Annotated in this window: 21 protein-coding genes; 11 read left to right on the top strand and 10 right to left on the bottom strand. The window is 65.5% G+C overall.

Annotated elements, in window-relative coordinates:
• Nucleotides 1–247: 247 nt before the first annotated feature.
• The 5 genes from CT676_RS28175 to CT676_RS28195 form a co-directional block, all read right to left on the bottom strand.
• Nucleotides 248–1,195 carry an ABC transporter substrate-binding protein gene (locus CT676_RS28175; protein ID WP_135215839.1) on the bottom strand — a complete coding sequence of 316 codons (948 nt, stop codon included), beginning with the start codon at nucleotides 1,193–1,195 and terminating at the stop codon, nucleotides 248–250.
• A 102-nt stretch (nucleotides 1,196–1,297) separates the two neighbouring features.
• Complete coding sequence (locus CT676_RS28180) at nucleotides 1,298–2,335, bottom strand: ribose ABC transporter permease (RefSeq protein WP_135215840.1); 1,038 nt, start codon at nucleotides 2,333–2,335, stop codon at nucleotides 1,298–1,300.
• The gene (locus CT676_RS28185; protein ID WP_028155725.1) at nucleotides 2,328–3,851 is read right to left on the bottom strand and encodes a sugar ABC transporter ATP-binding protein; all 1,524 of its coding nucleotides are present in this window, start codon (nucleotides 3,849–3,851) and stop codon (nucleotides 2,328–2,330) included. The genes CT676_RS28180 and CT676_RS28185 overlap by 8 nt, the downstream gene beginning before the upstream one ends.
• A gap of 130 nt (nucleotides 3,852–3,981) precedes the next feature.
• Nucleotides 3,982–5,427, bottom strand: coding sequence for a xylulokinase (gene xylB, locus CT676_RS28190; RefSeq protein ID WP_135215841.1), 1,446 nt, complete (start codon nucleotides 5,425–5,427; stop codon nucleotides 3,982–3,984).
• Nucleotides 5,428–5,440: 13 nt separating this feature from the next.
• Nucleotides 5,441–6,364: a LysR family transcriptional regulator gene (locus tag CT676_RS28195; RefSeq protein WP_135215842.1), complete on the bottom strand. Its 924-nt coding sequence runs from the start codon at nucleotides 6,362–6,364 to the stop codon at nucleotides 5,441–5,443.
• Between the two features lie 108 nt (nucleotides 6,365–6,472).
• On the opposite strand from CT676_RS28195, the gene CT676_RS28200 reads away from it, so the two are divergent.
• The 11 genes from CT676_RS28200 (at nucleotide 6,473) to CT676_RS28250 (ending at nucleotide 17,355) form a co-directional block, all read left to right on the top strand.
• A complete protein-coding gene (locus CT676_RS28200) occupies nucleotides 6,473–6,796 on the top strand; it encodes a Dabb family protein (RefSeq protein ID WP_135215843.1) in 324 nt (107 codons plus the stop codon).
• Nucleotides 6,793–7,872: a maleylacetate reductase gene (locus CT676_RS28205; protein WP_135215844.1), complete on the top strand. Its 1,080-nt coding sequence runs from the start codon at nucleotides 6,793–6,795 to the stop codon at nucleotides 7,870–7,872. Before CT676_RS28200 ends, CT676_RS28205 begins: the two co-directional genes overlap by 4 nt.
• 4 nt (nucleotides 7,873–7,876) lie before the next feature.
• Complete coding sequence (locus CT676_RS28210; protein WP_135215845.1) at nucleotides 7,877–9,250, top strand: amidohydrolase family protein; 1,374 nt, start codon at nucleotides 7,877–7,879, stop codon at nucleotides 9,248–9,250.
• A gap of 21 nt (nucleotides 9,251–9,271) precedes the next feature.
• Nucleotides 9,272–10,174 carry an NAD(P)-dependent oxidoreductase gene (locus CT676_RS28215; protein WP_135215846.1) on the top strand — a complete coding sequence of 301 codons (903 nt, stop codon included), beginning with the start codon at nucleotides 9,272–9,274 and terminating at the stop codon, nucleotides 10,172–10,174.
• Nucleotides 10,175–10,188: 14 nt separating this feature from the next.
• Nucleotides 10,189–11,073, top strand: coding sequence for an intradiol ring-cleavage dioxygenase (locus CT676_RS28220; RefSeq protein ID WP_028155718.1), 885 nt, complete (start codon nucleotides 10,189–10,191; stop codon nucleotides 11,071–11,073).
• A gap of 54 nt (nucleotides 11,074–11,127) precedes the next feature.
• Nucleotides 11,128–12,522, top strand: a complete 1,395-nt coding sequence (locus CT676_RS28225) for an FAD-linked oxidase C-terminal domain-containing protein (protein ID WP_135215847.1) — start codon at nucleotides 11,128–11,130, stop codon at nucleotides 12,520–12,522.
• Nucleotides 12,519–14,045, top strand: a complete 1,527-nt coding sequence (locus tag CT676_RS28230; protein ID WP_135215848.1) for a sugar ABC transporter ATP-binding protein — start codon at nucleotides 12,519–12,521, stop codon at nucleotides 14,043–14,045. The genes CT676_RS28225 and CT676_RS28230 overlap by 4 nt, the downstream gene beginning before the upstream one ends.
• Complete coding sequence (locus tag CT676_RS28235) at nucleotides 14,038–14,988, top strand: ABC transporter permease (protein WP_063984397.1); 951 nt, start codon at nucleotides 14,038–14,040, stop codon at nucleotides 14,986–14,988. Before CT676_RS28230 ends, CT676_RS28235 begins: the two co-directional genes overlap by 8 nt.
• Nucleotides 14,985–15,962, top strand: coding sequence for an ABC transporter permease (locus CT676_RS28240; protein WP_014496503.1), 978 nt, complete (start codon nucleotides 14,985–14,987; stop codon nucleotides 15,960–15,962). The genes CT676_RS28235 and CT676_RS28240 overlap by 4 nt, the downstream gene beginning before the upstream one ends.
• 42 nt (nucleotides 15,963–16,004) lie before the next feature.
• On the top strand, nucleotides 16,005–16,979 hold the full coding sequence (locus CT676_RS28245) for a sugar ABC transporter substrate-binding protein (RefSeq protein ID WP_071915426.1): 975 nt from the start codon (nucleotides 16,005–16,007) through the stop codon (nucleotides 16,977–16,979).
• A gap of 88 nt (nucleotides 16,980–17,067) precedes the next feature.
• A complete protein-coding gene (locus tag CT676_RS28250; RefSeq protein WP_085403158.1) occupies nucleotides 17,068–17,355 on the top strand; it encodes a YciI family protein in 288 nt (95 codons plus the stop codon).
• Nucleotides 17,356–17,360: 5 nt separating this feature from the next.
• Here the strand turns inward: CT676_RS28250 and CT676_RS28255 are convergent, their stop codons facing one another.
• From CT676_RS28255 to CT676_RS28275, 5 genes are read right to left on the bottom strand one after another with little or no spacing between them, the layout of a single operon-like run.
• The gene (locus tag CT676_RS28255) at nucleotides 17,361–18,338 is read right to left on the bottom strand and encodes a dipeptide ABC transporter ATP-binding protein (protein WP_135215849.1); all 978 of its coding nucleotides are present in this window, start codon (nucleotides 18,336–18,338) and stop codon (nucleotides 17,361–17,363) included.
• Entirely contained in the window at nucleotides 18,335–19,324 is a 990-nt protein-coding gene (locus tag CT676_RS28260; RefSeq protein WP_063984401.1) for an ABC transporter ATP-binding protein, read from the bottom strand. The genes CT676_RS28255 and CT676_RS28260 overlap by 4 nt, the downstream gene beginning before the upstream one ends.
• Before the next feature lie 19 nt (nucleotides 19,325–19,343).
• Nucleotides 19,344–20,267 (bottom strand): ABC transporter permease, encoded by a 924-nt coding sequence (locus CT676_RS28265; RefSeq protein WP_135215851.1) that lies wholly within the window; start codon nucleotides 20,265–20,267, stop codon nucleotides 19,344–19,346.
• Nucleotides 20,264–21,205: an ABC transporter permease gene (locus CT676_RS28270; protein ID WP_135215852.1), complete on the bottom strand. Its 942-nt coding sequence runs from the start codon at nucleotides 21,203–21,205 to the stop codon at nucleotides 20,264–20,266. The genes CT676_RS28265 and CT676_RS28270 overlap by 4 nt, the downstream gene beginning before the upstream one ends.
• A 17-nt stretch (nucleotides 21,206–21,222) precedes the next feature.
• The gene (locus CT676_RS28275; RefSeq protein ID WP_135215853.1) at nucleotides 21,223–22,827 is read right to left on the bottom strand and encodes an ABC transporter substrate-binding protein; all 1,605 of its coding nucleotides are present in this window, start codon (nucleotides 22,825–22,827) and stop codon (nucleotides 21,223–21,225) included.
• Nucleotides 22,828–22,918: the final 91 nt, after the last annotated feature.

Here is a 22,918-nt window from a genome sequence, read left to right on the forward strand (position 1 = left end):
TGATTGCGGGACATCCCGCCCTCGATCGCGGACACGACACGCTTGCGAAGATCCAGAGAATAAGGCTTGCCCATCCATGCTGGCCTCCAACCCAGCCAGAATGGTGAATCAGAAACACACCGATTTGGGAATCCCAAATCGATTCAACCTAACCCCATCCCGCTTTAGCGCGTGGCACGACGGACGGCGTGGATCACAACGCCGCCCGTCATCTCGTGTTCCGACCGCTCCCGCAGCAGGCGGCGTTCTACTGAGAACGATCCGAGGTCCAGCCCTTGTACTCGGCGACGTTGTCCCGGGTCACGAGCTTCGAGGGCAGGAGCTCGACGGTCGAGGCCGGCTTCTGGCCATTGAGAATGCCGACGCCCACCTGCACCGCGCGCCGCGCCATGAAGAACGGGTCCTGCGAAGCGGACGCCTGGACCTGCGGCGCCGCCGGATCCTTCAGCGCGGCCTCGATGTCGGGCGCGCCATCGACCGCGGTGATGACAATGCCGCTGCGGCCTTGCTGGCGCGCCGCGAGATCGGTGCCGATCGCCTGCGGATCGTTGATAGCGAAGATGGCGTCGATCTTGGAAAAGCGCGTCAGATAGCCCTGCGCGATGGTGAGACCGCCTTCACGCGAGCCTTTGCCGTCCTGGTCGCTGGACAACACCTTGATCCCGGGATTCTTCGAGAGAACGTTCTTGCAGCCGACGACGCGGTCGATCACGGCCGAGACCTGCGGCCCGTTCTCGATGATGACGTCGCCCTTGCCCCCCAGCTTGTCGACGATGTACTGGCATGAGATCTCACCGGCCTGCACGTTGTTCGTGGTTATGGTGGCGTCGGCGCCTTCGGCCGCGGTGTCGACCGCGACGACCACGATGCCCGCCGCCTGCGCCTTCTTGATCGCCGGCCCGATCGCCTTGGGATCGCCGGGGTTCAACAGGATCAGGTCGACGCCGGCGGCAATGAAATTGTCGATCTGGGTAACCTGCTTGCCGAGGTCGTATTCGAAGCCGACCGTCGTGATCTTCACATTGGGATTGGTCTTCCTGGCCTCGAACTCGGCGCCCTTCGACAGCGCGACGAAGAACGGATTACCCATCGACCCCAGCGAGACGCCGATCGACTTGAGTTCCTTGGCGAAGGATGGCGCGGTGCTTAGGGCAAGCGCCATCGCGGCGCCGGCGAGCGTGATCGTCTTCAACATTGGCTTCCTCCCTGGTCTGTATTCTTATCCGGCACGGCAGACCAGTTGCCGCAGCGGAAATTCGCATCACACCATGCGCACTCAGGTGCGCGCCGAACCCATTCAGGTTCTGGCGGAGCCCTGCAGCCGGTAGCGGTCCAGCGCCACGGCGCCGATGATCACCAGGCCCTTGATCACATATTGCCAGATGTCCGAGACGCCGACGAGGATCAGGCCGTTCGACAGGACGGCGATGATCAGCGCGCCGACCAGCGTGCCCCAGATCGAGCCGATGCCGCCGACGAACGAGGTGCCGCCCAGGATCACGGCGGTGATCGCATCGAGCTCATAGGACTGACCGAGCTGGAGACCGTTGGCCGCATAGAGCCGCGCCGCCTGCATGGCGCCGCCGAGCCCGGCGAAGAGTCCCGAGATGCCGTAGACGAAGATCAGCACGGTCCAGACCTTGATGCCGGCAAGCCGCGCCGCGCTTTCATTGCCGCCCACCGCATAGATGTGCACGCCGAGCACCGTCCGGCGCAGCACCAGCCACGAGACGAGGATGACGAGCAAGGCGATCACCGAGAGCCACGGGATCGACGCGACGCCGGGAACGAGCGTCAGCGAGCCATTGCCGATGAAGGCGTAGGGAATGGAAGGATTGAAGACGGTGGTGTCGGCCCCGAGCAGTCGCGCCAGGCCGCGTACGGCGGTGAGAGAGCCGAGCGTGACGATGAAAGGCGGCAGGCGGAGGAGTGCAATCAGCGCGCCGTTGATGACGCCGAAGCCGAGGCCGGTGAGCAGCGCGGCCGGCAGCCACAGCATCCCGAGCTCCGGCAGCTTGGAGAGCGTCAACCCGGCCATCGCGGACGCCGCCAGGATCGAGCCGACCGAGAGGTCGATGCCGCCGGTGAGGATGACGAAAGTCATGCCTGCGGCGAGCACGGTGTTCACTGCGGCCTGCTGCAACACGATGCCGAGATTCTGTCCGGTGAAGAAGCGGCCCTCCGACAGAAAATGGAAGCCGCCGCACAAGATCAACAACACCGGCAGCATACCGGCGGCGCGGATCAGAAGCCTTATACGCTGACGCTTCGTCTCCTGCGCGGCCGCGAGGCCCGCGGCGGCGGCGGTGTCCGTTTTTGGAGAGCCGTCATGCATCGAGTTGCTCCATCCCCGTGGCGAGCGCCATGATGTCTTCCTGGTTCAGGGGCGACGTCGCGCCACGCTCGATTTCACCGGCGATATGCCCCGCCCGCATGACGACCACGCGGTCGCAGATGCCGATGATCTCGGGCAGATCGGACGAGATGACGAGGATCGCGGTGCCGGATTTGGCAAGATTGTCGATGATCGAATAGATCTCGGACTTGGCGCCGACATCCACGCCGCGCGTCGGCTCATCGAGGATAAGGACCTTTGGCGTGGTCGCAAGCAGGCGCGACAGCAGCACCTTCTGCTGGTTGCCGCCGGACAATGCGCCGACGGTGACGTTGATATCGGCGGCACGAATGCCGAGCGCTGCGAACGCCCTGTTGGCACGGTCGCGGGCCTTGTCGCGGTCGAGGATGTAACCGATCCGGGCATCCCGGCCGAGCACCGCGAGGTTGATGTTGTCCAGGCATGACATGTCCAGGAACAGGCCGAGCGCCTTGCGGTCCTCGGTCAGATAGGCGACGCCGATGTCGAGCGCCTCACCCGGCGTGCGGATATCGACCGGGCGTCCTTCCAGCTCGACACGGCCGGAGGTCCTGGGCGCCGCGCCAATGATGAGATGCGCAAGCTCGGTGCGACCCGCGCCGATCAGGCCGGCGAGGCCGACCACCTCGCCCGCATGCACGGTCAGCGAGCAGCCCTTGACGCGCCGGCCATCGGCCATGTCGATCGCTGCGAGCACGGGATGCCCCCGCCCCGCCTCCGGATCATGATCCTTCTTGTAGAACGAGGAGACGTCACGCCCGACCATTAGCCGAACGATGGTGTCGGCGCGGATGTCCTGCTTGTCGAGCGCCCCGACCAGCCGGCCGTCGCGCAGCACGGTGACGCGGTCGCCGAGCGCGTAGACCTCGTCCATGCGATGCGAGATGTAGATGATGGCAAGCCCCTCGGCGCGAAGCTGGCGGATCAGCGCGAACAGCCGCGCGCTCTCGCCGGCCGACAACGCGGTGGTCGGCTCGTCCATGATCAGGATTTTTGATCTGACGTGCAGCGCACGCGCGATCTCGACCAGTTGCCGCTGGCCCATGGAGAGGTGCGCCACCAGCGTCGACGGCAGGAAGTCCGCGCCCAGCCGTTTCAGGATGGGGCCGACGCCCTCGCGCATGGCGCCGCGTGCCAGCAAGCCTGCTCGCGACAGCTCCCGGCCGAGATAGATATTCTCGGCAACACTGAGATTGGGAGCCAACGACAGCTCCTGGTAGATGATGGAGATGCCCGCCGCGCGCCCCCCGAGCGGACCTTCGATCCGTACCGGGCTTCCTTCAATGCGGATCTCGCCGCCGGGATCGGGCCTGTAGGCGCCGGACAAGATCTTCATCAGCGTCGACTTTCCGGCGCCGTTCTCACCCATCAGGGCATGAATTTCGCCGGCATAGACGGTGAGATCGACGGAACGCAGCGCCTTGATGCCAAAGAAGGATTTTGAGACCCCACGCATCTCCAGGATCGGATCGTTCATCGTGCCTCCCGACGCACAATGCGTTTCCTACCCGCGTCTCAATGATTTTGTCAGCGCGGTTCACGCATTAAACAAAAGGCTGCGGCACAGAGCAATACCGAACAGACGGGAATGCAACGTCGAGGCGGTGCTAGTGGCGCGGCCGATACAGTTCGCGCCAGGCGGGAAGCCGCTCGGCATAGGCATCGACCAGTCTTGCGTCGGGCTCGAACGTCTCAATGCGTTGCGGCCGCGTGCACACGGCGGCGATCGCCTCACCGGTGACAGCAAGCCGCCCCAATCTCGCCGCACCGAACGCCGCGCCGGTCTCGCCTCCGGCAAAGCGATGGACCGGAACATTCAGCACGTTTGCCAGCACCGAGAGCCAGAACCCGGACCGTGAACCACCGCCAATGGCGTCGGCTTCCGTCATCGCAATGCCGGCATCCGCGAGCGCGTCGCGGCAATCGGCAAGCGCGAAGGCAACGCCCTCGAGCACCGCCTGCACGATCGACCCGCGATCGGTGCCATGGCTCAAACCATTCAGCATGCCGCGCACGGCGGGATCGTCGTGCGGTGTCCGCTCACCCGCCAGATAAGGCAGGAAGCTCACAGGCGACGGTGCCTGCGGGCGCAATCCAAGCGGCGCCAGCAACTCGGCCTCGGTGGCGCCGAACAGGCGCGCGATCCAGGCCAGGCAGGATGCGGCCGAGAGGATCGCGCCGGCCTGAATCCACATGTCGGGAATGGCGTGGCAGAACGTATGCACCGCGCGGTCCGGGTTGGCAGCGATTCTGCTGGTCGGTGCCAGCAAGGCCCCCGAGGTTCCCAGCGACACGAACGCGGTTCCCGGCCTGATCGCGCCGATGCCGACAGCGCCTGCCGGATTGTCGCCGGCACCGCCTGCGATCACCGGCTGTCCGGTCATGCCCCAACGCCGCGCCAGCTCGCCGCGCAGCGTGGTCGCGGGCGCGCATCCCTCGACCAGACGCGGCATGTGATCGCGCGACAGGCCGGTCGCTGCCAGTGCTGCGTCCGACCAGTCCCGGCGCGCGGCGTCGAGCCACAGCGATCCCGATGCATCCGAGACGTCCTCGATGGCCTCGCCGCTCAGCACCAGGCGCAGATAGGCCTTTGGCAGCAGAACGAGTTTCGTCGCCGCAAAGATTTCGGGCTCGTGCGTCGCGATCCAGAGCAGCTTCGGCGCGGTGAATCCCGGCATCGCCTTGTTGCCCGACGTCGCACGCAAGGCGGGCCAGCGTCGTTCCAGGACACGACACTCGGCGGCGGAGCGTCCGTCGTTCCAGAGGATGCAGGGCCGCAACGGTCTCGAGCTCGCATCGAGCAGCGTGGCGCCATGCATCTGCCCGGACAGTCCAATGCCTTCGACGGCCGCCAACGCGCCGGCATGCGTCGCCTTCAAGGCATCCAGCGTGGCGAAGGTTGCATCGATCCACTGCGCGGGATCCTGCTCGAAATAGCCTGATAGCGGCGAGGCGGTCGTCAACGGCCGGCTCTCGCTCGCAATCACGCGCTGGGCACCGTCGACGAGAACGGTCTTGACCGCCGAAGTGCCGAGATCGATGCCGAGATACATGGCTGCTACCCGCTCACTTCGCCGCGTCCATCCAGATGCCCGGCTCCGAATGCTCGCGGATGTGGGTGACGAGGAAGTCGGAAAAAGCCCTGATCTTGGCGGGCAGCCCGGCGCGGTTCTGGTAGGCGATGTTCATGGTGAGCAGTGGCAGCTCCCAATCCACCAGCACCGGGACGAGACGGCCCGCCGCGATATCGCTTTGAACGATGTAGAGCGGCTGGATGAGGATGCCGAGCCCTGCCAGCGCCGCGCCGCGAATGACCTGGCCGTCATTGCTGTCGAGCGTCGGCGTGATGCGGACGGTCTGCGCGCCATGGCTTTTGCGCAGGCGCAACGAATAGGGATCGTTTGCGAGATTGTAGACCAGCATGTTGTGGCGCGCGAGATCGGCGGGCTGCTCCGGCTCGCCGGCGCTTGCGAGATAGGAGGGCGCGGCGGCGAGCACGCGCCGCATCTGGCCGATGCGGCGGACGATGATGTTCGAATCCGGCTCCTGCTCGCGCGTCCGGATCGCGACGTCGATGCCGGCCTCGATGAAATCGGGATAGCGGTTGGCGGTCGTGATCTGCATGTTGAGCTTCGGATAGCGCGCGCGGAAGGAAGGCAGCATCGGCGCCAGATAGATCACCGCAAAAGACAGCGAGCTCGTGACCCGCAGCGTGCCCTGCGGCGACAGCGCGCGATCGCTGACGATGTCCTCGGCCTCCGCCAGTTCGCTCAGCACCCGGCTGGAGCGCTCCAGCAGCTCCTGCCCCGCCTCCGTCAACCACAGCCTGCGTGTGTTGCGCTCGATCAGCCTGACCGCAAGGCGCTCCTCGAGCGCGCTGAGATGGCGGCTCGCCGCCGCATTCGACATGCGCAAGGCCTCGGCGGCTTTTGACAGGCTGCCGAGCTCGGCCGTCTTGGAGAACACCTCCAATTGCAGCAGGCGATCCATTTTTCCACTTTTAGAAAAAGAGACTTACAAATATTGACCTTTATTTCCACATCCCGCAAGTCAAAATGGCCAGAACACGAGCAAGATAGCAGGTGAGGAAACTGGGAAATGTCGGGCCCGATCAGGCACATCGTGATGTGGCGGCTACGCGGGGAGACCCCCGCGGAGCGTTCCGCGGCCCGTTCCAAGGTCAAGACCCTGTTCGAGGGACTGCGGGGCCGGATCGACGGCCTCACCCACATCGAGGTGGGCGTCGACGTCAGCGATGTTGACTACGCCTGCGACGTGGTGCTGTTCTCCGAATTCACCAACCAGGCCGCACTCGCCGCCTATGCCACCCACCCCGAACATTTGCGCGTCCGCGAGGCGCTGGGCGACTTGCGGATCGGACGCTTCCAGGTCGATTATCCCATCAAAGAGACCGGCGCATGATCGGTTCGTTCACCTTTGAAAACCTGCCCTGCCGCGTCGTGTTCGGCAGCGGAACGCTGGCCTCGGCCAAGGCCGAGATCGAGCGGCTCGGCGGCAAGCGCGCGCTGGTGCTGACGACGCCGCAGCAGGAGGCGCAAGGCAAGAGCTTGGGGGCCGCCCTCGGCCCGCTCTACGCCGGCATCTTTCCCGGCGCGACCATGCATACGCCGGTCGAGGTCACGGAGCGCGCGCTCGCGGCGATGAAGGCATGCGAGGCCGATTGCGTTGTCTCGCTCGGCGGCGGCTCGACCACCGGCCTCGGCAAGGCGCTGGCCTTGCGCACAGGCGTCAACCAGCTCTGCATTCCCACCACCTATGCCGGCTCGGAGATGACGCCAATCGTCGGCCAGACCGAGAACGGCCTGAAGACCACGGTGCGCGACGCAGCCGTGCTGCCGGAGACCGTGATCTACGACGTCGACCTCACCCTGACGCTGCCGGCGAGCCTCGCCGCAACATCCGGCATCAACGCGATCGCGCATGCCGTTGAAGCGCTCTATGCGCGCGACACCAATCCCGTGACGTCGCTGATGGCGGAAGAAGGCATCCGCGCGATCGCGCGCGCCCTCCCCGCCATTGCGGCCAAAAGCGATGACCGCGAGGCTCGCACCGAAGCACTCTACGGCGCCTGGCTCTGCGGCGTCTGCCTCGGCACGGTCGGCATGGCGCTGCATCACAAGCTCTGCCACACGCTCGGCGGTACCTTCGATCTGCCGCACGCCGAGACCCACACCATCGTGCTGCCGCATGCGCTGGCCTACAACGCACCGGCGGTGCCCGATGCCATGGCGCGGATATCGCGCGCGATCGGCGCGGCCGACGCGTCCCAGGGGCTCTACGAGCTCGCGAAGCGGCTGGGCGCGAAGCTGGCATTGCGCGACATCGGCATGCCCGAGAGCGGCATCGACAGGGCGGCTGATCTTGCCGTCACCAACGCCTACTGGAATCCGCGCCCGCTCGAGCGCAATGCCATCCGGGAGTTGATAGCCCGCGCCTGGGCCGGCGAGCCGCCTGTTACCATCAAAGCGGCGGCCTGAAGCGATGCGGCGCACGCTGATCAAATCCGCGGTCATCATCAGCATGGATGACGCGATTGGCGACCTCAGCACCGGCGATGTGCTGGTCGAGGGCAGCCGCATCGTCGACGTGCGCCCATCGATCGACCTCGGCAGCGGCGCTTCCGAGACCGAGATCGTGGACGGCACCGGGCGCATCGTCATCCCCGGCCTGATCAACGCGCACATGCACACCTGGCAGACCGCGTTGCGCGGCTATGCCGCCAATTGGACGCTGCTGGAATATTTCCGCCGCATGCATGCCGGGCTCGCGACCGTGTTCCGGCCCGACGACATCCACATTGCGACCCTCGTCGGAGCGCTGAACCAGATCAATTGCGGCACCACCACGCTGGTCGATTGGTGCCACAACAATCCGACGCCTGACCATACCGACGCTGCCGTGCGCGGGCTGATCGAAAGCGGCATCCGCGCCGCCTTCTTCCATGGCTCGCCGAAGCCCGAGCCGAAACCGGGCGAGCCGCATTTCTCCGAGATTCCGCATCCGCGCAGCGAAGTCGAGCGGCTGCTGGCAGGTCCCTTCGCCGATCGCGACGGCCTCGTCACGCTCGGGCTTGCCATTCTGGGTCCGCATTATTCGACGCTCGACGTCGCCATGCACGATTTCCGCCTGGCGCGCGAGCTCAAGCTGATCGCCTCGATGCATCAGGGCGGCGGTCCGGCCAAGACGCCCGGCGGCTGGGAGAAGCTGATCGAGGCCGGCCTCGTCGGCGCCGGCATCAACATCGTCCATGGCAACGACCTGCCCGACGATCTCCTCGACAAGATGGTCGATCTCGGCGTCTCCTTCTCGGTGACGCCCGAGAACGAGATGATCCAGGGCCACGGTTTTCCGATCACCGGACGGCTGCTCAAGCGCGGCGTGCGCCCGACCATCGGGATCGACCTGGAATCCGTGCTGGCCGGCGATCTCTTCTCCGTCGCCCGCGTCGCGCTGTCGATGCAGCGGGCGCTCGACAATGCGGAGTCGCGTCAAGTGAGCGGCACCATTCCGGCGACCACCACGATCCCCGTCCGCGAGGCGCTGCGCTGGATCACGACCGAAGGCGCCCGCATGCTCGGCCGCGAGGGCCAGATCGGCTCGCTGACGCCGGGCAAGCTCGCCGACCTCGTCATCATCAACGCATCCGATCTCAACCTCTTCCCGGTGCACGATCCCGTCGCGACCGTCGTGATGCAGACGAGCCTTGCCAATATCGAGGCCGTCATGATCGGCGGTACCTGGAAGAAGCGGGACGGCCGGCTGCTGGTCGAGGGGCTGGAGACGAAGAAGGACCTGCTGGCCCAATCCGGCCGGCGGCTGGTGCAGGATATCGAACGACAGGGACGCGCCGCCTGAAGGCGCCGATGGATGAGATCAATGACCGACGCTTCAAGGAATGTCGCTTTCATCGGGATCGGCAAGATGGGCCTGCCGATGTCGGCGCTCGTCGCCAAGGCCGGCTACGCCGTGACCGCATTCGATCAGAGCGCAGCCCGGATCAACGAGGCGCGTGCGCAAGGCATTTCGATTGCGGCTTCGCCGGCCGAGGCCGTGAGCGGAAAGGCCACGGTCATCACGTCCCTGCCCGATGACGCCGCCTTGCGCGGCGCGCTGCTCGGCCCCGCTGGTCTGATCGCCGCGATGGCGGCTGGATCTGTTCTGATCGAGACCAGCACCGTGAGCGTCGAGGCCTCCACTGAAGTTGCGGCCGCGGCTCAAGCCCGCGGCATTGCCTATCTGCGTTCGCCGGTCTCCGGCAACGCCAGCATCGTTCATACCGGCGCCCTGACCTGCTTCGTCTCCGGGCCGAAGGATGCCTTCGACAACGCCAAGTCGTTGTTCGCCGCCTTCACCCGCGCCCAGACCTATCTCGGGCCGGCCGAGGAAGCGCGCTACGCAAAGCTCTCGGTCAATCTGATGATCGCGGTGTCGGCCGCGATGATGGCCGAGAGCCTGGCACTGGCGCGCAAGGGCGGCATCGCCTGGCAGGACATTTTGAAGGTGCTCGACGATAGCGCGGTGGCCTCGCCGATGGTGAAGTACAAGACCGCACCGCTGCGGACACGCGATTTCGAGTCGACTTTCTCGTGCAAGCAGATGGCCAAGGATCTCGATCTCATCCTCGGCGCCGGCCACGCCGTGGGCGTGCCGCTGCAGCTCGCCGCGCAGGTGCGTGAGACCTATGGCTCGCTGGTCGCGCAGGGCGACGGCGACACCGACTTCATCGCGACCGTCAAGCACCTGGAACGTCTGTCCGGGCTTGGCGAACCCAAACTCTGATCGCGGAGACACCTATGCGTAACTTCAACGAGACCACGATCACGGACGCGGTGCTGGAGCGGATCAAGGACGCGACCGATCCACGCATCAAAGAGGTCAGCGAAGCGCTGGTGCGCCACCTTCATGCCTTCGTCCGCGAGGTCCGCCCGACCCAGAAGGAATGGGAATACGGCATCGATTTCCTGACCCGCACCGGGCACATGTGCGACGACAAGCGCCAGGAGTTCATCCTGCTGTCCGACACGCTCGGCGTCTCCATGCTGGTCGACGCGATCAACCATCCGGTGCCGGAAGGCGCGACCGAGACGACGGTGCTCGGCCCGTTCTTCGTCCAGGCCGCGCCGGAGAAGGACAGCGGCGCGGATATCTCGGGGCCGATGGAAGGCGATCCCATGCTCGTCACCGGCTCGGTCTCGACCGTCGACGGACAACCGCTCGCGGGCGCCATCGTCGATGTCTGGCATTCCGACGATGACGGCTATTACGACGTGCAGCAGCTCGACGACATCGGCGATCTCGCGATGCGCGCGCGCTTCCATACCGACGCCAATGGCCGCTTCCATTTCTGGTCGATCAAGCCGGCGGCGTATCCGATCCCGCATGACGGCCCTGTTGGCGAGATGCTGGAGGTCCAGGGCCGCCATCCCTGGCGTCCCGCCCATGTCCATTTCATGATCTCGGCGCCCGGTTTCGAGCAGCTGGTGACCCATGTGTTCGTCGCCGGCGACAAATATCTCGACTCTGACGTGGTGTTCGGCGTCAAGGACAGCCTGATCCGCGAATTCACTGGTCATCCTGCTGGCCGTGCGCCGGATGGTCGCATGGTGGAGCGCGACTATTTCCACCTCAATTACGATTTCGGCCTGAAGCAGGTCGCGAGTAACGCGAGAGCCGCCTAGGCTAGACGAAGGACCAACAAGAGTCCGGCAACAGGGAGCAGACGGGAGCTAAGGATGGGACCGCGGGTCAGCACGAGCATATTGGCCGATCGCCTCACCGGCATGATCGGCCCGCGCGCGAGCGTCGCGCGCGGCGTGCTCGATCAGCACGGGCAGAGCGAATCGCATTATCGCAATTTGCCGCCGGACATCGTCGTCTTCCCTGAAACCACGCAGGAGGTCGCCGAGATCGTCAAGCTCTGCGCCAGTGCGGGCATGCCAATCGTTCCGTTCGGCGCGGGCACCTCGCTCGAAGGCAATGCGGCCGCGGTCGCGGGTGGCGTCTGCTTCGACTTCGCCCGGATGAACAAGGTGCTGACGGTGCATGACAGCGACATGGACGTCGTCGTGCAGCCCGGCATCACGCGAAAGCAGCTCAATGCGGAGCTGCGCGGCACCGGACTTTTCTTTCCGATCGACCCCGGCGCCGACGCCTCGATCGGCGGCATGACGTCCACGCGTGCCTCCGGCACCATGGCGGTGCGCTACGGCACCATGAAGGACAACGTCATGGCGCTGGAGGTGGTGCTGGCCGACGGCCGCGTGATCCGGACCGCAAGGCGCGCACGCAAATCGGCCGCCGGCTATGACCTGACGCGGATGTTCGTCGGCGCGGAAGGCACGCTTGGCGTCATCACCGAAGTCACCTTGAAAGTGCACCCGGTTCCGCAGGCGATCTCGGCCGCTGTCTGCAGCTTCGACACCCTGCACGATGCCGTGGACACTGCGATCTCCGTGATCCAGTCCGCGATCCCCGTGGCCCGCATCGAGCTGCTCGACGACGTCATGATGCGCGGCATCAACGCCTACGCAAAGCTCGGCTATCGCGAGGCCCCCACCCTGTTCTTCGAATTCCACGGCTCGGAGAGCTCCGTTGCCGAGCAGGCCGAGGCCGCGCAAGCCATCGCCGCCGACCACGGCGGCCATGGTTTTGCCTGGGCGAAGGCGCAGGAGGACCGCAGCCGGCTCTGGCACGCCCGCGACAACACGCTCTATGCGGGCCTGGGCCTGCGGCCCGGCGCACGCGCCGTGATCACCGATGTCTGCGTCCCCATCTCGCGGCTGGCGGAATGCCTGACCGAGACCAGGCGCGACGCGGACGAGCACGGTTTTACCGCCCCGATCGTCGGCCATGTCGGCGACGGCAATTTCCACATGCTGATCCTGATCGACCCGGCAAAGCCGGATGAGGCCGAGGGCGCCAAGGCGCTTCAGGCCCGCATGGTCGCCCGCGCCATCGCGATGGACGGCACCTGCACCGGCGAGCACGGCATCGGGCTCGGCAAGATCGAATATCTCACCGATGAGCTCGGCGAGGCCGTCGACGTGATGCGATCGATCAAGACCGCGCTCGATCCTGATGGACTGATGAATCCCGGAAAGATTTTTGCGAGCGGAGTGCACGCATGAGCAGCGCCGCATTGGCTATCGAGCCCGCCTCACCCGCGCCTCTGCTGGAGCTGCGCGGCATCAGCAAGGAGTTTCCCGGCGTCAAGGCGCTGGATGATGTTTCCTTTGCCGTCTTCCCCGGCGAAGTCCATATGCTGTTGGGGGAGAACGGCGCCGGCAAGTCGAGCCTGATGAAGGTGCTGTGCGGAGCCTACCGTGCTGATGCCGGCGAGTTCTATTACAAGGGCGACAAGGTCGCGATCTCTTCGACCGCGGATGCGCAGAAGCTCGGCATCGCCGTGATCTTCCAGGAATTCTCGCTGGTCCCCCATCTCGATATCGCCCAGAACATCTTCCTCGGCCGCGAGCCGAAGGGCCGCATTCCCGGTACCATCGACCGCCGCAAGATTCTGGCCGACGCCAGGCGCGTGCTCGGCACGATCGGGTTCGAGATCGATCCCTCCACCACCGTCGACAAGCTGGGGGTGGCGCAGCAGCAGATGGTCGAGATCGCGAAGGCGATCAGCCAGAACGCGCGCATCCTGGTCATGGACGAGCCGACGGCGGCGCTGTCCGACCGCGAGACCGAGCTGCTGTTCGCCCTGATCGCGCGGCTGAAGGCCGACGGCGTGTCCATCGTCTATATCTCGCATCGCATGGCCGAGGTGTTCGCGCTCGGCGACCGCATCACGGTGATGCGCGACGGCCGCCGCATCGACGGCGTTCGCCCCGCCGACGTCACGCCGGACCAGCTCGTCCGCATGATGGTCGGCCGCAACGTGGACATGACCTACCCGCGCAATTTTGCCGACAAGCCCGGCGAACTGCTGCTCGAGGTCAAGGGCTTGAGCTCGTCGACCGGTATCTCCGATATCAACATCGAGGTGCGCCGGGGCGAGATCGTCGGCCTGTGCGGCCTGGTCGGTTCCGGCCGCAGCGAGGTCGCCCGTGCCATCTTCGGCGCCGATGCCGTGACGTCAGGCGAGATCATTTTCGACGGCAAGGCCATCTCCGGCGAGCCTGATCTTGCCGCCCGCCGCGGCATCGCGCTGATCCCGGAGAGCCGCAAGAGCGAGGGCCTCGCCCTGCTGCGGTCGGTGAGCGACAATCTGGTGGTGTCCGCGCTGCGAAAACTGTTCCCGAGCGGCCTGTTCGACCAGCGCAGCGCGCAGCGCACCTCCGACGGCCTGATCCGGCAGCTCCGCATCGCAACGCCAAGCGCGCGCCAGATTGTCGGCCTGCTCTCGGGCGGCAACCAGCAGAAGGTCGTGATCGGCAAATGGCTGGCGGCCGGCTCAAAGCTCTTCATCTTCGACGAGCCGACGCGCGGCATCGACATCGGCGCCAAGTCCGAGATCTTTGCGCTGATCGACCGGCTGGTCGCCGAAGGCGCGGCGGCCTTGATGATCTCGTCCGAGCAGGTCGAGATCTGCCATGTCTGCGACCGTGCCTATGTGATGCGGGAGGGTCGCATCGCGGGGCACCTGAAGCGCAACGAACTGACCGAGGAGAACATCGTGCGACTGGGGATGCATCATGCGTGAAGCCGCGGTCGTCTCTCAACCCAATCCGCTGCAACGCATTCCCGGCGTTGCCATCGTCTTGGTGCTGCTGATCGCCCTGTTCAGCGCGATCGCGCCCGGATTCCTGTCGGTCGCCAACCTCTCCAACGTACTGGTGCAGTCGACCATCCTGACCATGCTGGCGCTGCCGATGACCTTGATCATCATGACCGAGGGGCTGGACCTGTCGATGGGCGCGGTGCTGACGCTGACCTCGCTCTGCGTCGCCATCGTGTCGCTCGCGACCAAGTCGATGCTGCTGGGCCTCGGCGCCGGGCTTCTCGTCGGCGCGGCCTTCGGCTTCGCCAACGGCTGGCTGGTCGCCATCGTCGGCATTCCGCCCTTCGTCGCGACGCTCGGCACGCTCGGCATGGCACAAGGCCTGTCGCTGATCGTCAGCGACGGCCAGAGCGTGGTCGGCATTCCCCACAGCGTGCGCGACATCTATTCGGCGACGCTTCTGGGCGTGCCAGTGCCCATCGTGATGGCGCTGGTGACCTATGCTGCCTTCCACGGACTGCTCTACCATACCCGCTTCGGCACCTACATCTTCGCGCTTGGCGGCAACCGCGAGGCGCTGCGCTATGCCGGCCTCTCGCCGAACAAGCTGCTGATCGCGGTCTACGCGATCGGCGGCGCCATGGCCGGCATTGCCGGCCTGCTGATGACCGCGCGCATGAATTCCGGCCATCCGACCGCCGGCCTCGGTCTCGAATTCGACGCCATCGCCGCGGTCGCGGTCGGCGGTACCTCGTTCGAGCGCGGCAATGGCTGGCTGCTCGGCACGTTGCTCGGCGTGATCGCGGTCGGCGTGCTTCGCAATGGGCTCAACCTGATCTCGATGCCCTCCTCGGTGCAGGTCGCAAGCGTCGGCGTCCTCGTCATCGTCGCTCTCTTCCTCGACGGCCTCCGGAGCCGCGCATGACCGACATCTCCAAAGAGGCCCTCTCGCCGCCCCGCTCGTTCCTGTCGCAGGACGCAATCCAGGTGTTCTACCGCCTGCTCGCAGCTCTGCTGATCTGCGCGGTGCTTGCCGTGCTCAGCGACTCGTTCCTGAGCCTCGGCAACATCCTCAACGTGCTGAGACAAGCGAGCCTGACCTTCTTCATCGCCTCAGGCCTGACGCTGGTGGTGCTCACCGCCGGCCTCGATCTCTCCGTCGGCGCCAATGTCGCGCTGTCGGCCTGCATCGCCGGCACCGTGATCCACAAGACCGGTTCGCCGGCGCTCGGCATCCTCACCGGGCTCGCCTGCGGCGGCATCGTTGGCCTGCTCAACGGCATCATGGTCACCGCTCTGCGCATCCCCTCCTTCATCGCCACCTATGGCATGCTCTGGGTGCTGAACGGCCTCACCTACTGGTACATGGCGGGCGAAACCCTGCACGGCTTCCCGGCAGGCTTCCGCCAGATCGGCAGCGGCTATCTGTTCGGCCTGCCGATCCCGGTCTACCTGCTGCTGGTGTTCCTTGGAATCGGGACGCTGTTTGCGCAGCGAACGATCTGGGGCCAGGAGATCTATGCGATCGGCGCCAATCCGGTCGCCGCCCGCCTCTCCGGCATCCCGGTCGCGCGCCGCCTGCTGCTGGTCTATGCGGTATCCGGCACCATGGCAGGACTGGCCTCGATCATCTTCCTGTCGCGGCTCAATTCCGCCGAAGCCGACATCGGCGAAAGCCTGACGCTGCCCGCGATCGCAGCCGTGCTGATCGGCGGCACCTCGCTGTTCGGCGGTGTCGGCACCGTGTTCGGAACCTTCATCGGCGCGCTGATCCTGACGCTGGTGCTGAACGGCATGAACCTGTTGTCGGTCAGCGCCAACTGGCAGCCGCTCGTCACCGGCATCATCGTCATTCTCGCGGTCTGGCTCGACATGAAGACCCGCCGCCGCGCGCAATGAGCTCTTAGAAATCCAACAAGCAAAATGAGGGATGGAGGCTACATGAAACAGAAAATGGGTTATTTGGCGCTGCCGCTGCTGATGGCGGCCGCGTTCACGACACAGGCGCGCGCCGACGGCGAGACCATCGCCGTGTTCACCAAGAACCAGACCAATCCGTTCTTTCAGACGGTGCGGGTCGGTGCCGACAACATGGCGAAAGCGCTGAACGCGAAGACGCTGCAGTACATCCCGACCAAGCCGGACTCGATCCCCGAGCAGCTCAGCCAGATCGAGGACGTCGTGGTGAAGAAGCCGAGCGCGATCGTGTTCACGCCGGTCGACTACAAGGCGATGGTGCCGGGCGTCGAGAAGATCAACGAGGCGAAAATCCCCGTCGTCAACATCACCGACCGCTCCGCCGGCGGCAAGTTCCTCTCCTTCGTCGGCGCCGACGATTACAGCCTCGGACTCGAAACCGCGCGCTTCCTGCTCAAGACGCTGGGCGGCAAGGGCAACATCGTCATCATCGAGGGCGTCAAGGGCTCGCTGACCAATGTCGATCGCGTCCGCGGCTTCAACGACGCGCTGAAGGAGAATTCGGGCGCCAAGCTGCTGGCCTCGCAGCCCGGCAACTACCAGCGGCTGCAGGCGCTCCAGGTCATGGAGAACCTGATGCAGTCGAACCCGCAGATCGACGGCGTGCTGGCGGCCAACGACGCCATGGCGGTCGGCGCGATCGAGGCGCTCGACGGCGCGAACCGCAAGGCCCAGGTGATCGGCATCAACGGCACCAAGGAGGCGATCGACGCGATCAAGTCCGGCAAGCTGCTCGCCAGCGGCGACTACAACGGATTTGCGCAAGGGTGTCTCGGCACCATGATGGCGATCCGCAGCTTGCGCAACCAGCCTGTCATTTCCGAGATCGTGCTGAAGCCGACCGTCATCACCAAGGACAATTACCAGCCGTTCGACGTACCGCTGGAGCAACGGACCTGCCCGACCTTCGAGGACGCCGGCAAGCTCGGCGCCAAATAGCCCAACCGCTCATCACAAGCACGGACGGCCGCCTTCGCGGCCGTCCCAAGAATCGTCACAAGAAAAACGACACGTCAACGGAGACATCATGCTGTTCGCCATTCACGCCCTCGACCGCGCCGGCGCGCTGCCGACCCGGCTCGCCAATTACGACGCCCACAAGGCCTTTCTGAGCGACACATCGCGCTTCGGCGTCAAGATCGTGATGTCTGGGCCGCTGGTCTCCGACGACGGCGCGACCATGATCGGCAGCCTGTTCCTAATCGAAGCGCCCGGCCGCGCCGAGGTCGAAGCCTTCAACCGCGCCGATCCCTTCGCCGCAGCCGGCATCTGGGAGAAAGTCACGATCACAGGCTTCCTGCGCCGCCAGGGCTGAAGGGCCTACGGCGCCTCTTCGAGGTGACAGGCCACCCATTGCTCGGGTCCGGTCGAACGCAGCGTCGGCTCCTCCGTGCGGCAGCGATCGAAGACGTATGGGCAACGGGTGTGGAAGCGGCACCCGCTCGGCGGGTTGACCGGGCTCGGCACGTCCCCCTTGAGGATGATGGGATTGCGCTGGGCGCCGGGCTCGGGCAGCGGGACCGCGGAGAGCAGCGCCTTGGTATAGGGATGCCTTGGCGCGGCAAAGATCTCGCGGCGCGGCGCCACCTCGACGATCTTGCCGAGATACATCACCGCGACACGATGGGTCATGTGCTCGACGATCGCGAGGTCATGGCTGATGAACAGCAGCGCCAGGCCGAACTCGCGCTGGAGGTCCTGCAAGAGATTGACGATCTGCGCCTTGACGGAGACGTCGAGCGCGGAGACCGCCTCGTCGCAGACGATCAGCTCGGGCTCGGCTGCGAGCGCCCGCGCGATGCCGATGCGCTGACGCTGGCCGCCGGAGAATTCGTGCGGCCGGCGGTTGAGCGCCTCGCGCGGCAGCCGCACGGTATCCATCAGTGCCGTCACGCGGGTTTCGAGATCGGTGGCGGATTTGGCGAGGCCGAAATTGCGGATCGGCTCGGCCAGGATGTCGCGCACGCGCATGCGCGGATTGAGGCTCGAGAACGGATCCTGGAACACCACCTGCACGCGGCGGCGCATCTGGCGCATCGTGCTCGGATGCGCGTCGTCGATGCGCTGGCCGTCGAGGATCACCTGGCCCGCCGTGATGTCGAACAGCCGCAGGATGGCGCGGCCGACCGTCGACTTGCCGCAGCCGGACTCGCCGACCAGCGACAGCGTTTCGCCTTTCGCGATCTCGAAGGACACACCGTCGACGGCATAGACATATTCGGACTTGCGGCCGAACAGGCCCTTTTTGACCGGAAAATGCTTCTTGAGGTCGTTGACCTGGAGCAGCGGAGGACTCATGCCGCGATGGCCCCCTTGGCGGAATAGTGGCAGGCGGCGACGTGGCGAGGCGCCTTCTCTTCGAGCCCCGGCGCATATTGGCGGCAAAGATCGGTCGCGAGCGCGCAGCGGCCGGCGAAGACGCAGCCGATGATGGGCTTGCGCAGATCAGGCACCTGCCCCGGGATTTCGGCCAGCCGCCTCGCCGTGCCTGTTAGCGAGGAGCCGAGCCGCGGCACCGCGCCGAGCAGGCCCTGCGTATAGGGATGACGGGGTGAGCGGAACAGCTCGGCCACCGGCGCCTCCTCGACCTTGCGGCCGGCATACATCACCATGACACGTTCGGCGATCTCGGCGACCACGCCGAGATCGTGGGTGATCAGGATGATCGCCGCACCGACCCGGCGCTTGAGATCAAGCATCAGCTTCAGGATCTGCGCCTGGATGGTCACGTCGAGCGCCGTGGTCGGCTCGTCCGCGATCAGGAGCTTCGGATTGCAGGCCAGCGCGATCGCGATCATCACCCGCTGGCGCATGCCGCCGGAAAGCTGATGCGGATATTCGCGCACGCGCCGCTTGGGCTCGGGAATGCCGACCAGCGTCAGCATCTCGATCGCATGCGCCTCGGCCGCCTGCTTGTCCAGGCCCTGATGGATCATCAGCGTCTCGCGGATCTGGCGGCCGACCGTCAGAACCGGGTTGAGGCTCGTCATCGGCTCCTGAAAGATCATCGAGATGTCGTTGCCGCGAATGGCACGCATCTCGCGATCGGACAGTTGCAGCAGGTCCCTGCCCGCAAAGCGGACAGCGCCTGCGATCCTGCCCGGCGGCTCCGGAATCAGCCGCATCAGCGACATCGAGGTCACCGACTTGCCGCAGCCGGATTCGCCGACGATGGCGAGCGTCTCGCCTTCGTTGACATGAAAGGACACGCCGTCGACCGCGCGGTTGATGCCGCCGGGCGTGCGAAAGTGGGTCTGGAGGTTCTCGACTTCGAGCAAGGCCATCGCGATCAACCCCTCGACATCAGAGGCTCTTGGCCATGCGCGGATCGAGCGCATCGCGAAGGCCGTCGCCGAGCAGGTTCACGGCGAGCACGGTGACGGAGAGGAACGCCGCCGGGAAGAACACGATGTAGGGCTTGACCTGCCACAGCGCGCGGCCCTCGGCCATGATGTTGCCCCAGGACGGAATGGTGGGCGGCGTGCCCGCCCCGATGAAGGACAGGATCGCCTCCGTGATCATGGCGCTGGCGCAGATGTAAGTCGCCTGAACCAGCATCGGCGCCAGCGTGTTGGGCAGGATGTGGCGCAGGATGATCATCGGCGTCCGCGTGCCGCAGGCGACCGCGGCGTCCACATAGGGCTGCTCGCGCAGCGACAGCACCACGCTACGGACAAGACGGGAAACCCGCGGGATCTCGGCGATGGTGATGGCCAGGATGACGTTGCCGACGCTGCCGCGCGTCAGCGCCATCAGCGCGATCGCAAGCAGGATCGGCGGGATCGACATCAGGCCGTCCATGAAGCGCATCAAGATGCCGTCGGCCCAGCGGATGAAGCCGGAGACGATGCCGATGGCGAGGCCCGCCGCGGATGCGAGGATCGCAACCGACAGGCCGACCGTGAGCGAGACCCGCGCGCCAAAGAGCACGCGCGAATAGATGTCGCGGCCCAGCACGTCGGAGCCAAACCAGAACGCGGCGGACGGCGCGCGGGTGCGCTTGGCGGGCGCAAGTGCCGTCGGATCGACCGTCCCGAGATAAGGCGCGAAGATCGCGATCAGAACGAGCGTCAGCAGCAGCGCGCCGCCGATCGCGACCGTGGGATGGCCACGCAAGAGGCCGATGAAGCCGCGCCGGATCCTAACCGGCCGCAGGATTTCAGGCAGTTGCGGCGCGAGAACGAAGCCCGCCGGCAGCGCTTGCGGATTGACGGTCGTATCGGTCAATAGCGGATCCTCGGGTCAACGAGCGTATAGATGACGTCGATCATCAGATTGACGAGGACGTAGACGAAGCTGAAGAGGAGCACGATGCCCTGGATGACGGGATAGTCGCGGCGCAGGATCGCGTCGATCGTGAGTCGGCCGAGGCCGGGGATCGCGAACACGCTTTCCGTGACGACCGCCCCGCCGATCAGGAGCGCGATGCCGATCCCGATCACGGTCACGATCGGGACCGCGGCATTCTTCAGCGCGTGAACGAAGAGGATGCCGCCCTGCCCGAGGCCCTTGGCGCGCGCGGTGCGGATATAGTCCTGCTGCAAGACTTCAAGCATGGTGGCACGCGTGATGCGCGCGATCAGCGCGATGTAGACGCAGCCCAGCGCGATCGACGGCAGGATCAGGTTTTGCAGCCACGGCCAGAAGCCCTCCGTGAGCGGCGTGTAGCCCTGCACGGGAAGCCATTCGAGCTCCAGCGCGAAGATGTAGGCAAGGACATAGCCGACGACGAACACGGGCAGCGAGAAGCCGAACACGGCGAACGCCATGATGGCGCGGTCGATGAAGCTGCCAGCCTTCCATGCCGCCACCACGCCGAGCGGCACGGCGACCACGATAGTGAGCAGCAACGTGACGGTCATCAGCGACAGCGTCGGTCCGAGACGCTGTCCGATCATCGCGGAGACCGGAAGGTTGGTGAAGATCGAGGTGCCGAGATCGCCGTGCAGGATGCGCCAGACCCAGCTGCCGAACTGGATCAGGAAGGGCCGGTCGAGGCCGAGGCCCTGGCGAATGCGCTCCACATCCTCCGGGCTCGCCTGATCGCCTGCGATCACCACGGCGGGATCACCCGGCGCGATGTAGAGCAGGCTGAACACGAACAGCGCGACGATTGCCATCACCGGCAAGGTCGAGACGATGCGACGGAGGATGTAAGAGAGCATCTGGCTTCAGCGTACCATCATGCGGATTTCGACACGTTCCAGAAGAACGGCAGCGGCCCCTTGGTGATGCCGGAGACGTTCTTGCGCCATGCCGTGTAGGTCAGGAAGAAGCCGGTCGGCGCGTAGACGACATCCTCGAGCGCCGCCTTGTTGACCTGCCCGATCGCGGCCTTCTCTTCCTCGAGATTCTTGGCGTCGAACCAGGCCGTGATCTCCTTCTCGGTATTCGGGCTGTTGGGCCAGCCGAACCAGGCCTTGTCGCCATTGGCGCGGATGGCGGTGTAGGCGGCCGGATTGATGCAATCGGCGCCGGCGTGCCAGCTGTGGAACATATTCCAGCCGCCTTGCCCCGGCGGTGTCTTCATCGCGCGGCGCGCGCCCACCGTGCCCCAATCGGTCGCGACGAAATCGACATTCATGCCGAGCTTCTTGAGCAGATCCGCGGTGACGTCGCCCTGCGCCTTCGTGATCGACTGGTCCTGCGCGACCACGCATGTGACCGGCTGGCCGGAATAGCCGCTCTCGGCGAGCAGCTTCTTGGCCGCATCCAAATCGCGCTTTCCTTTCAGGATCTCGCCGCCCAACTCGGAGTAGAGCGGTGTGTCCGGCGTAAAAAAGCCGGGCAGCGGCTTCCACAACGTATCGTCGTCGCCGACCAGCGCACGCATATAGTCTTCCTGGCTCAACGCCATCAGCACCGCGCGCCGCGCCTTCACATTGTTGAAGGGTGGGTGCAGATGGTTCATCCGGAATGAGCCGATATTGCCGAGGGGATCGCCGATATCGACGCTGATGTTCTTGTTCTTCTTCAGCACGGGCACGAGATCGGAGATCGGGTTCTCCCACCAGTCGACCTCACCGTTCTGCAAGGCGGCCGCAGCGGTGGCCGGATCCGGCATCACCAGCCACTCGACGCGATCGACCAGGATGTTCTTGCCGCCGGCAAGCCACGACGCCTTCTCCTGTCGCGGCACGTAATCGGTGAACTTCTCGAACACCGACTTGGCGCCGGGCACCCATTCGCTCTTGGCGAACTTCATCGGACCCGAGCCGACATATTCGGTGATCTGCTTGAACGGATCGGTCTTCGCGATGCGCTCGGGCATGATGAAGGAGCACGGCGCGTTGTTCTTGGCCAGCGCGTACAACATTTTCGGGAAAGGCTGCTTCAGGACCCATTTGAAGGTGCGGTCGTCGACCGGAGTCAATTCCTGCTGGATAGCGAGGATCATCAGACCCATTGGATCGCGCGCGGCCCAGCGCGACAGGCTCGCGACAACGTCCTTGCTCAGCACCGGCTCGCCGTCATGGAACTTGAGACCCGCGCGCAGCTTGAAGGTCCAGGTCTTGCCGTCGTCGGTGGTCTCCTCGGACTCGACCATTTGACGCTGCGGCTGGAGCTTGGCATCGACGCCGTAGAGCGTGTCCCAGACCAGCGCCGCCGCGTTGCGCACGACATATTGCGTGCCCCAGATGGGATCGAAATTGGCGAGGTTGGCTTGCGGCACGAAGCGCAGGGTGCGCGCAGAGGCGCCTTGTGCGATCGCCGGGGCCGAGAGGCCGCCCGACAATGCCAGACCGCCCGCGCCGGCCAGTCCCTTCAATACGGTCCTGCGATCCATGAAATCCTCCCAGTAGTGCCGTGATGCCGGCCATCGTTGGCCAAAGGCAGGTGAAACCAGAACCCATTGGCGTGCAAATGGTATGCCACTA

The organism is Bradyrhizobium sp. MOS001, assembly GCF_004634465.1.
GTDB lineage: Bacteria > Pseudomonadota > Alphaproteobacteria > Rhizobiales > Xanthobacteraceae > Bradyrhizobium > Bradyrhizobium barranii.

What these genes read in the sequence shown, in the direction of transcription:
- CT676_RS28200 (WP_135215843.1), top strand. Translation starts at nt 6,473, where the DNA reads ATGTCGGGCCCGATCAGGCACATCGTGATGTGGCGGCTACGCGGGGAG.
- CT676_RS28260 (WP_063984401.1), bottom strand. Translation starts at nt 19,324, where the DNA reads ATGGCCTTGCTCGAAGTCGAGAACCTCCAGACCCACTTTCGCACGCCC.
- CT676_RS28240 (WP_014496503.1), top strand. Translation starts at nt 14,985, where the DNA reads ATGACCGACATCTCCAAAGAGGCCCTCTCGCCGCCCCGCTCGTTCCTG.
- CT676_RS28235 (WP_063984397.1), top strand. Translation starts at nt 14,038, where the DNA reads ATGCGTGAAGCCGCGGTCGTCTCTCAACCCAATCCGCTGCAACGCATT.
- CT676_RS28180 (WP_135215840.1), bottom strand. Translation starts at nt 2,335, where the DNA reads ATGCATGACGGCTCTCCAAAAACGGACACCGCCGCCGCCGCGGGCCTC.
- CT676_RS28220 (WP_028155718.1), top strand. Translation starts at nt 10,189, where the DNA reads ATGCGTAACTTCAACGAGACCACGATCACGGACGCGGTGCTGGAGCGG.
- xylB (WP_135215841.1), bottom strand. Translation starts at nt 5,427, where the DNA reads ATGTATCTCGGCATCGATCTCGGCACTTCGGCGGTCAAGACCGTTCTC.
- CT676_RS28230 (WP_135215848.1), top strand. Translation starts at nt 12,519, where the DNA reads ATGAGCAGCGCCGCATTGGCTATCGAGCCCGCCTCACCCGCGCCTCTG.
- CT676_RS28185 (WP_028155725.1), bottom strand. Translation starts at nt 3,851, where the DNA reads ATGAACGATCCGATCCTGGAGATGCGTGGGGTCTCAAAATCCTTCTTT.
- CT676_RS28195 (WP_135215842.1), bottom strand. Translation starts at nt 6,364, where the DNA reads ATGGATCGCCTGCTGCAATTGGAGGTGTTCTCCAAGACGGCCGAGCTC.
- CT676_RS28245 (WP_071915426.1), top strand. Translation starts at nt 16,005, where the DNA reads ATGAAACAGAAAATGGGTTATTTGGCGCTGCCGCTGCTGATGGCGGCC.
- CT676_RS28175 (WP_135215839.1), bottom strand. Translation starts at nt 1,195, where the DNA reads ATGTTGAAGACGATCACGCTCGCCGGCGCCGCGATGGCGCTTGCCCTA.
- CT676_RS28275 (WP_135215853.1), bottom strand. Translation starts at nt 22,827, where the DNA reads ATGGATCGCAGGACCGTATTGAAGGGACTGGCCGGCGCGGGCGGTCTG.
- CT676_RS28250 (WP_085403158.1), top strand. Translation starts at nt 17,068, where the DNA reads ATGCTGTTCGCCATTCACGCCCTCGACCGCGCCGGCGCGCTGCCGACC.
- CT676_RS28215 (WP_135215846.1), top strand. Translation starts at nt 9,272, where the DNA reads ATGACCGACGCTTCAAGGAATGTCGCTTTCATCGGGATCGGCAAGATG.
- CT676_RS28210 (WP_135215845.1), top strand. Translation starts at nt 7,877, where the DNA reads ATGCGGCGCACGCTGATCAAATCCGCGGTCATCATCAGCATGGATGAC.
- CT676_RS28225 (WP_135215847.1), top strand. Translation starts at nt 11,128, where the DNA reads ATGGGACCGCGGGTCAGCACGAGCATATTGGCCGATCGCCTCACCGGC.
- CT676_RS28255 (WP_135215849.1), bottom strand. Translation starts at nt 18,338, where the DNA reads ATGAGTCCTCCGCTGCTCCAGGTCAACGACCTCAAGAAGCATTTTCCG.
- CT676_RS28270 (WP_135215852.1), bottom strand. Translation starts at nt 21,205, where the DNA reads ATGCTCTCTTACATCCTCCGTCGCATCGTCTCGACCTTGCCGGTGATG.
- CT676_RS28205 (WP_135215844.1), top strand. Translation starts at nt 6,793, where the DNA reads ATGATCGGTTCGTTCACCTTTGAAAACCTGCCCTGCCGCGTCGTGTTC.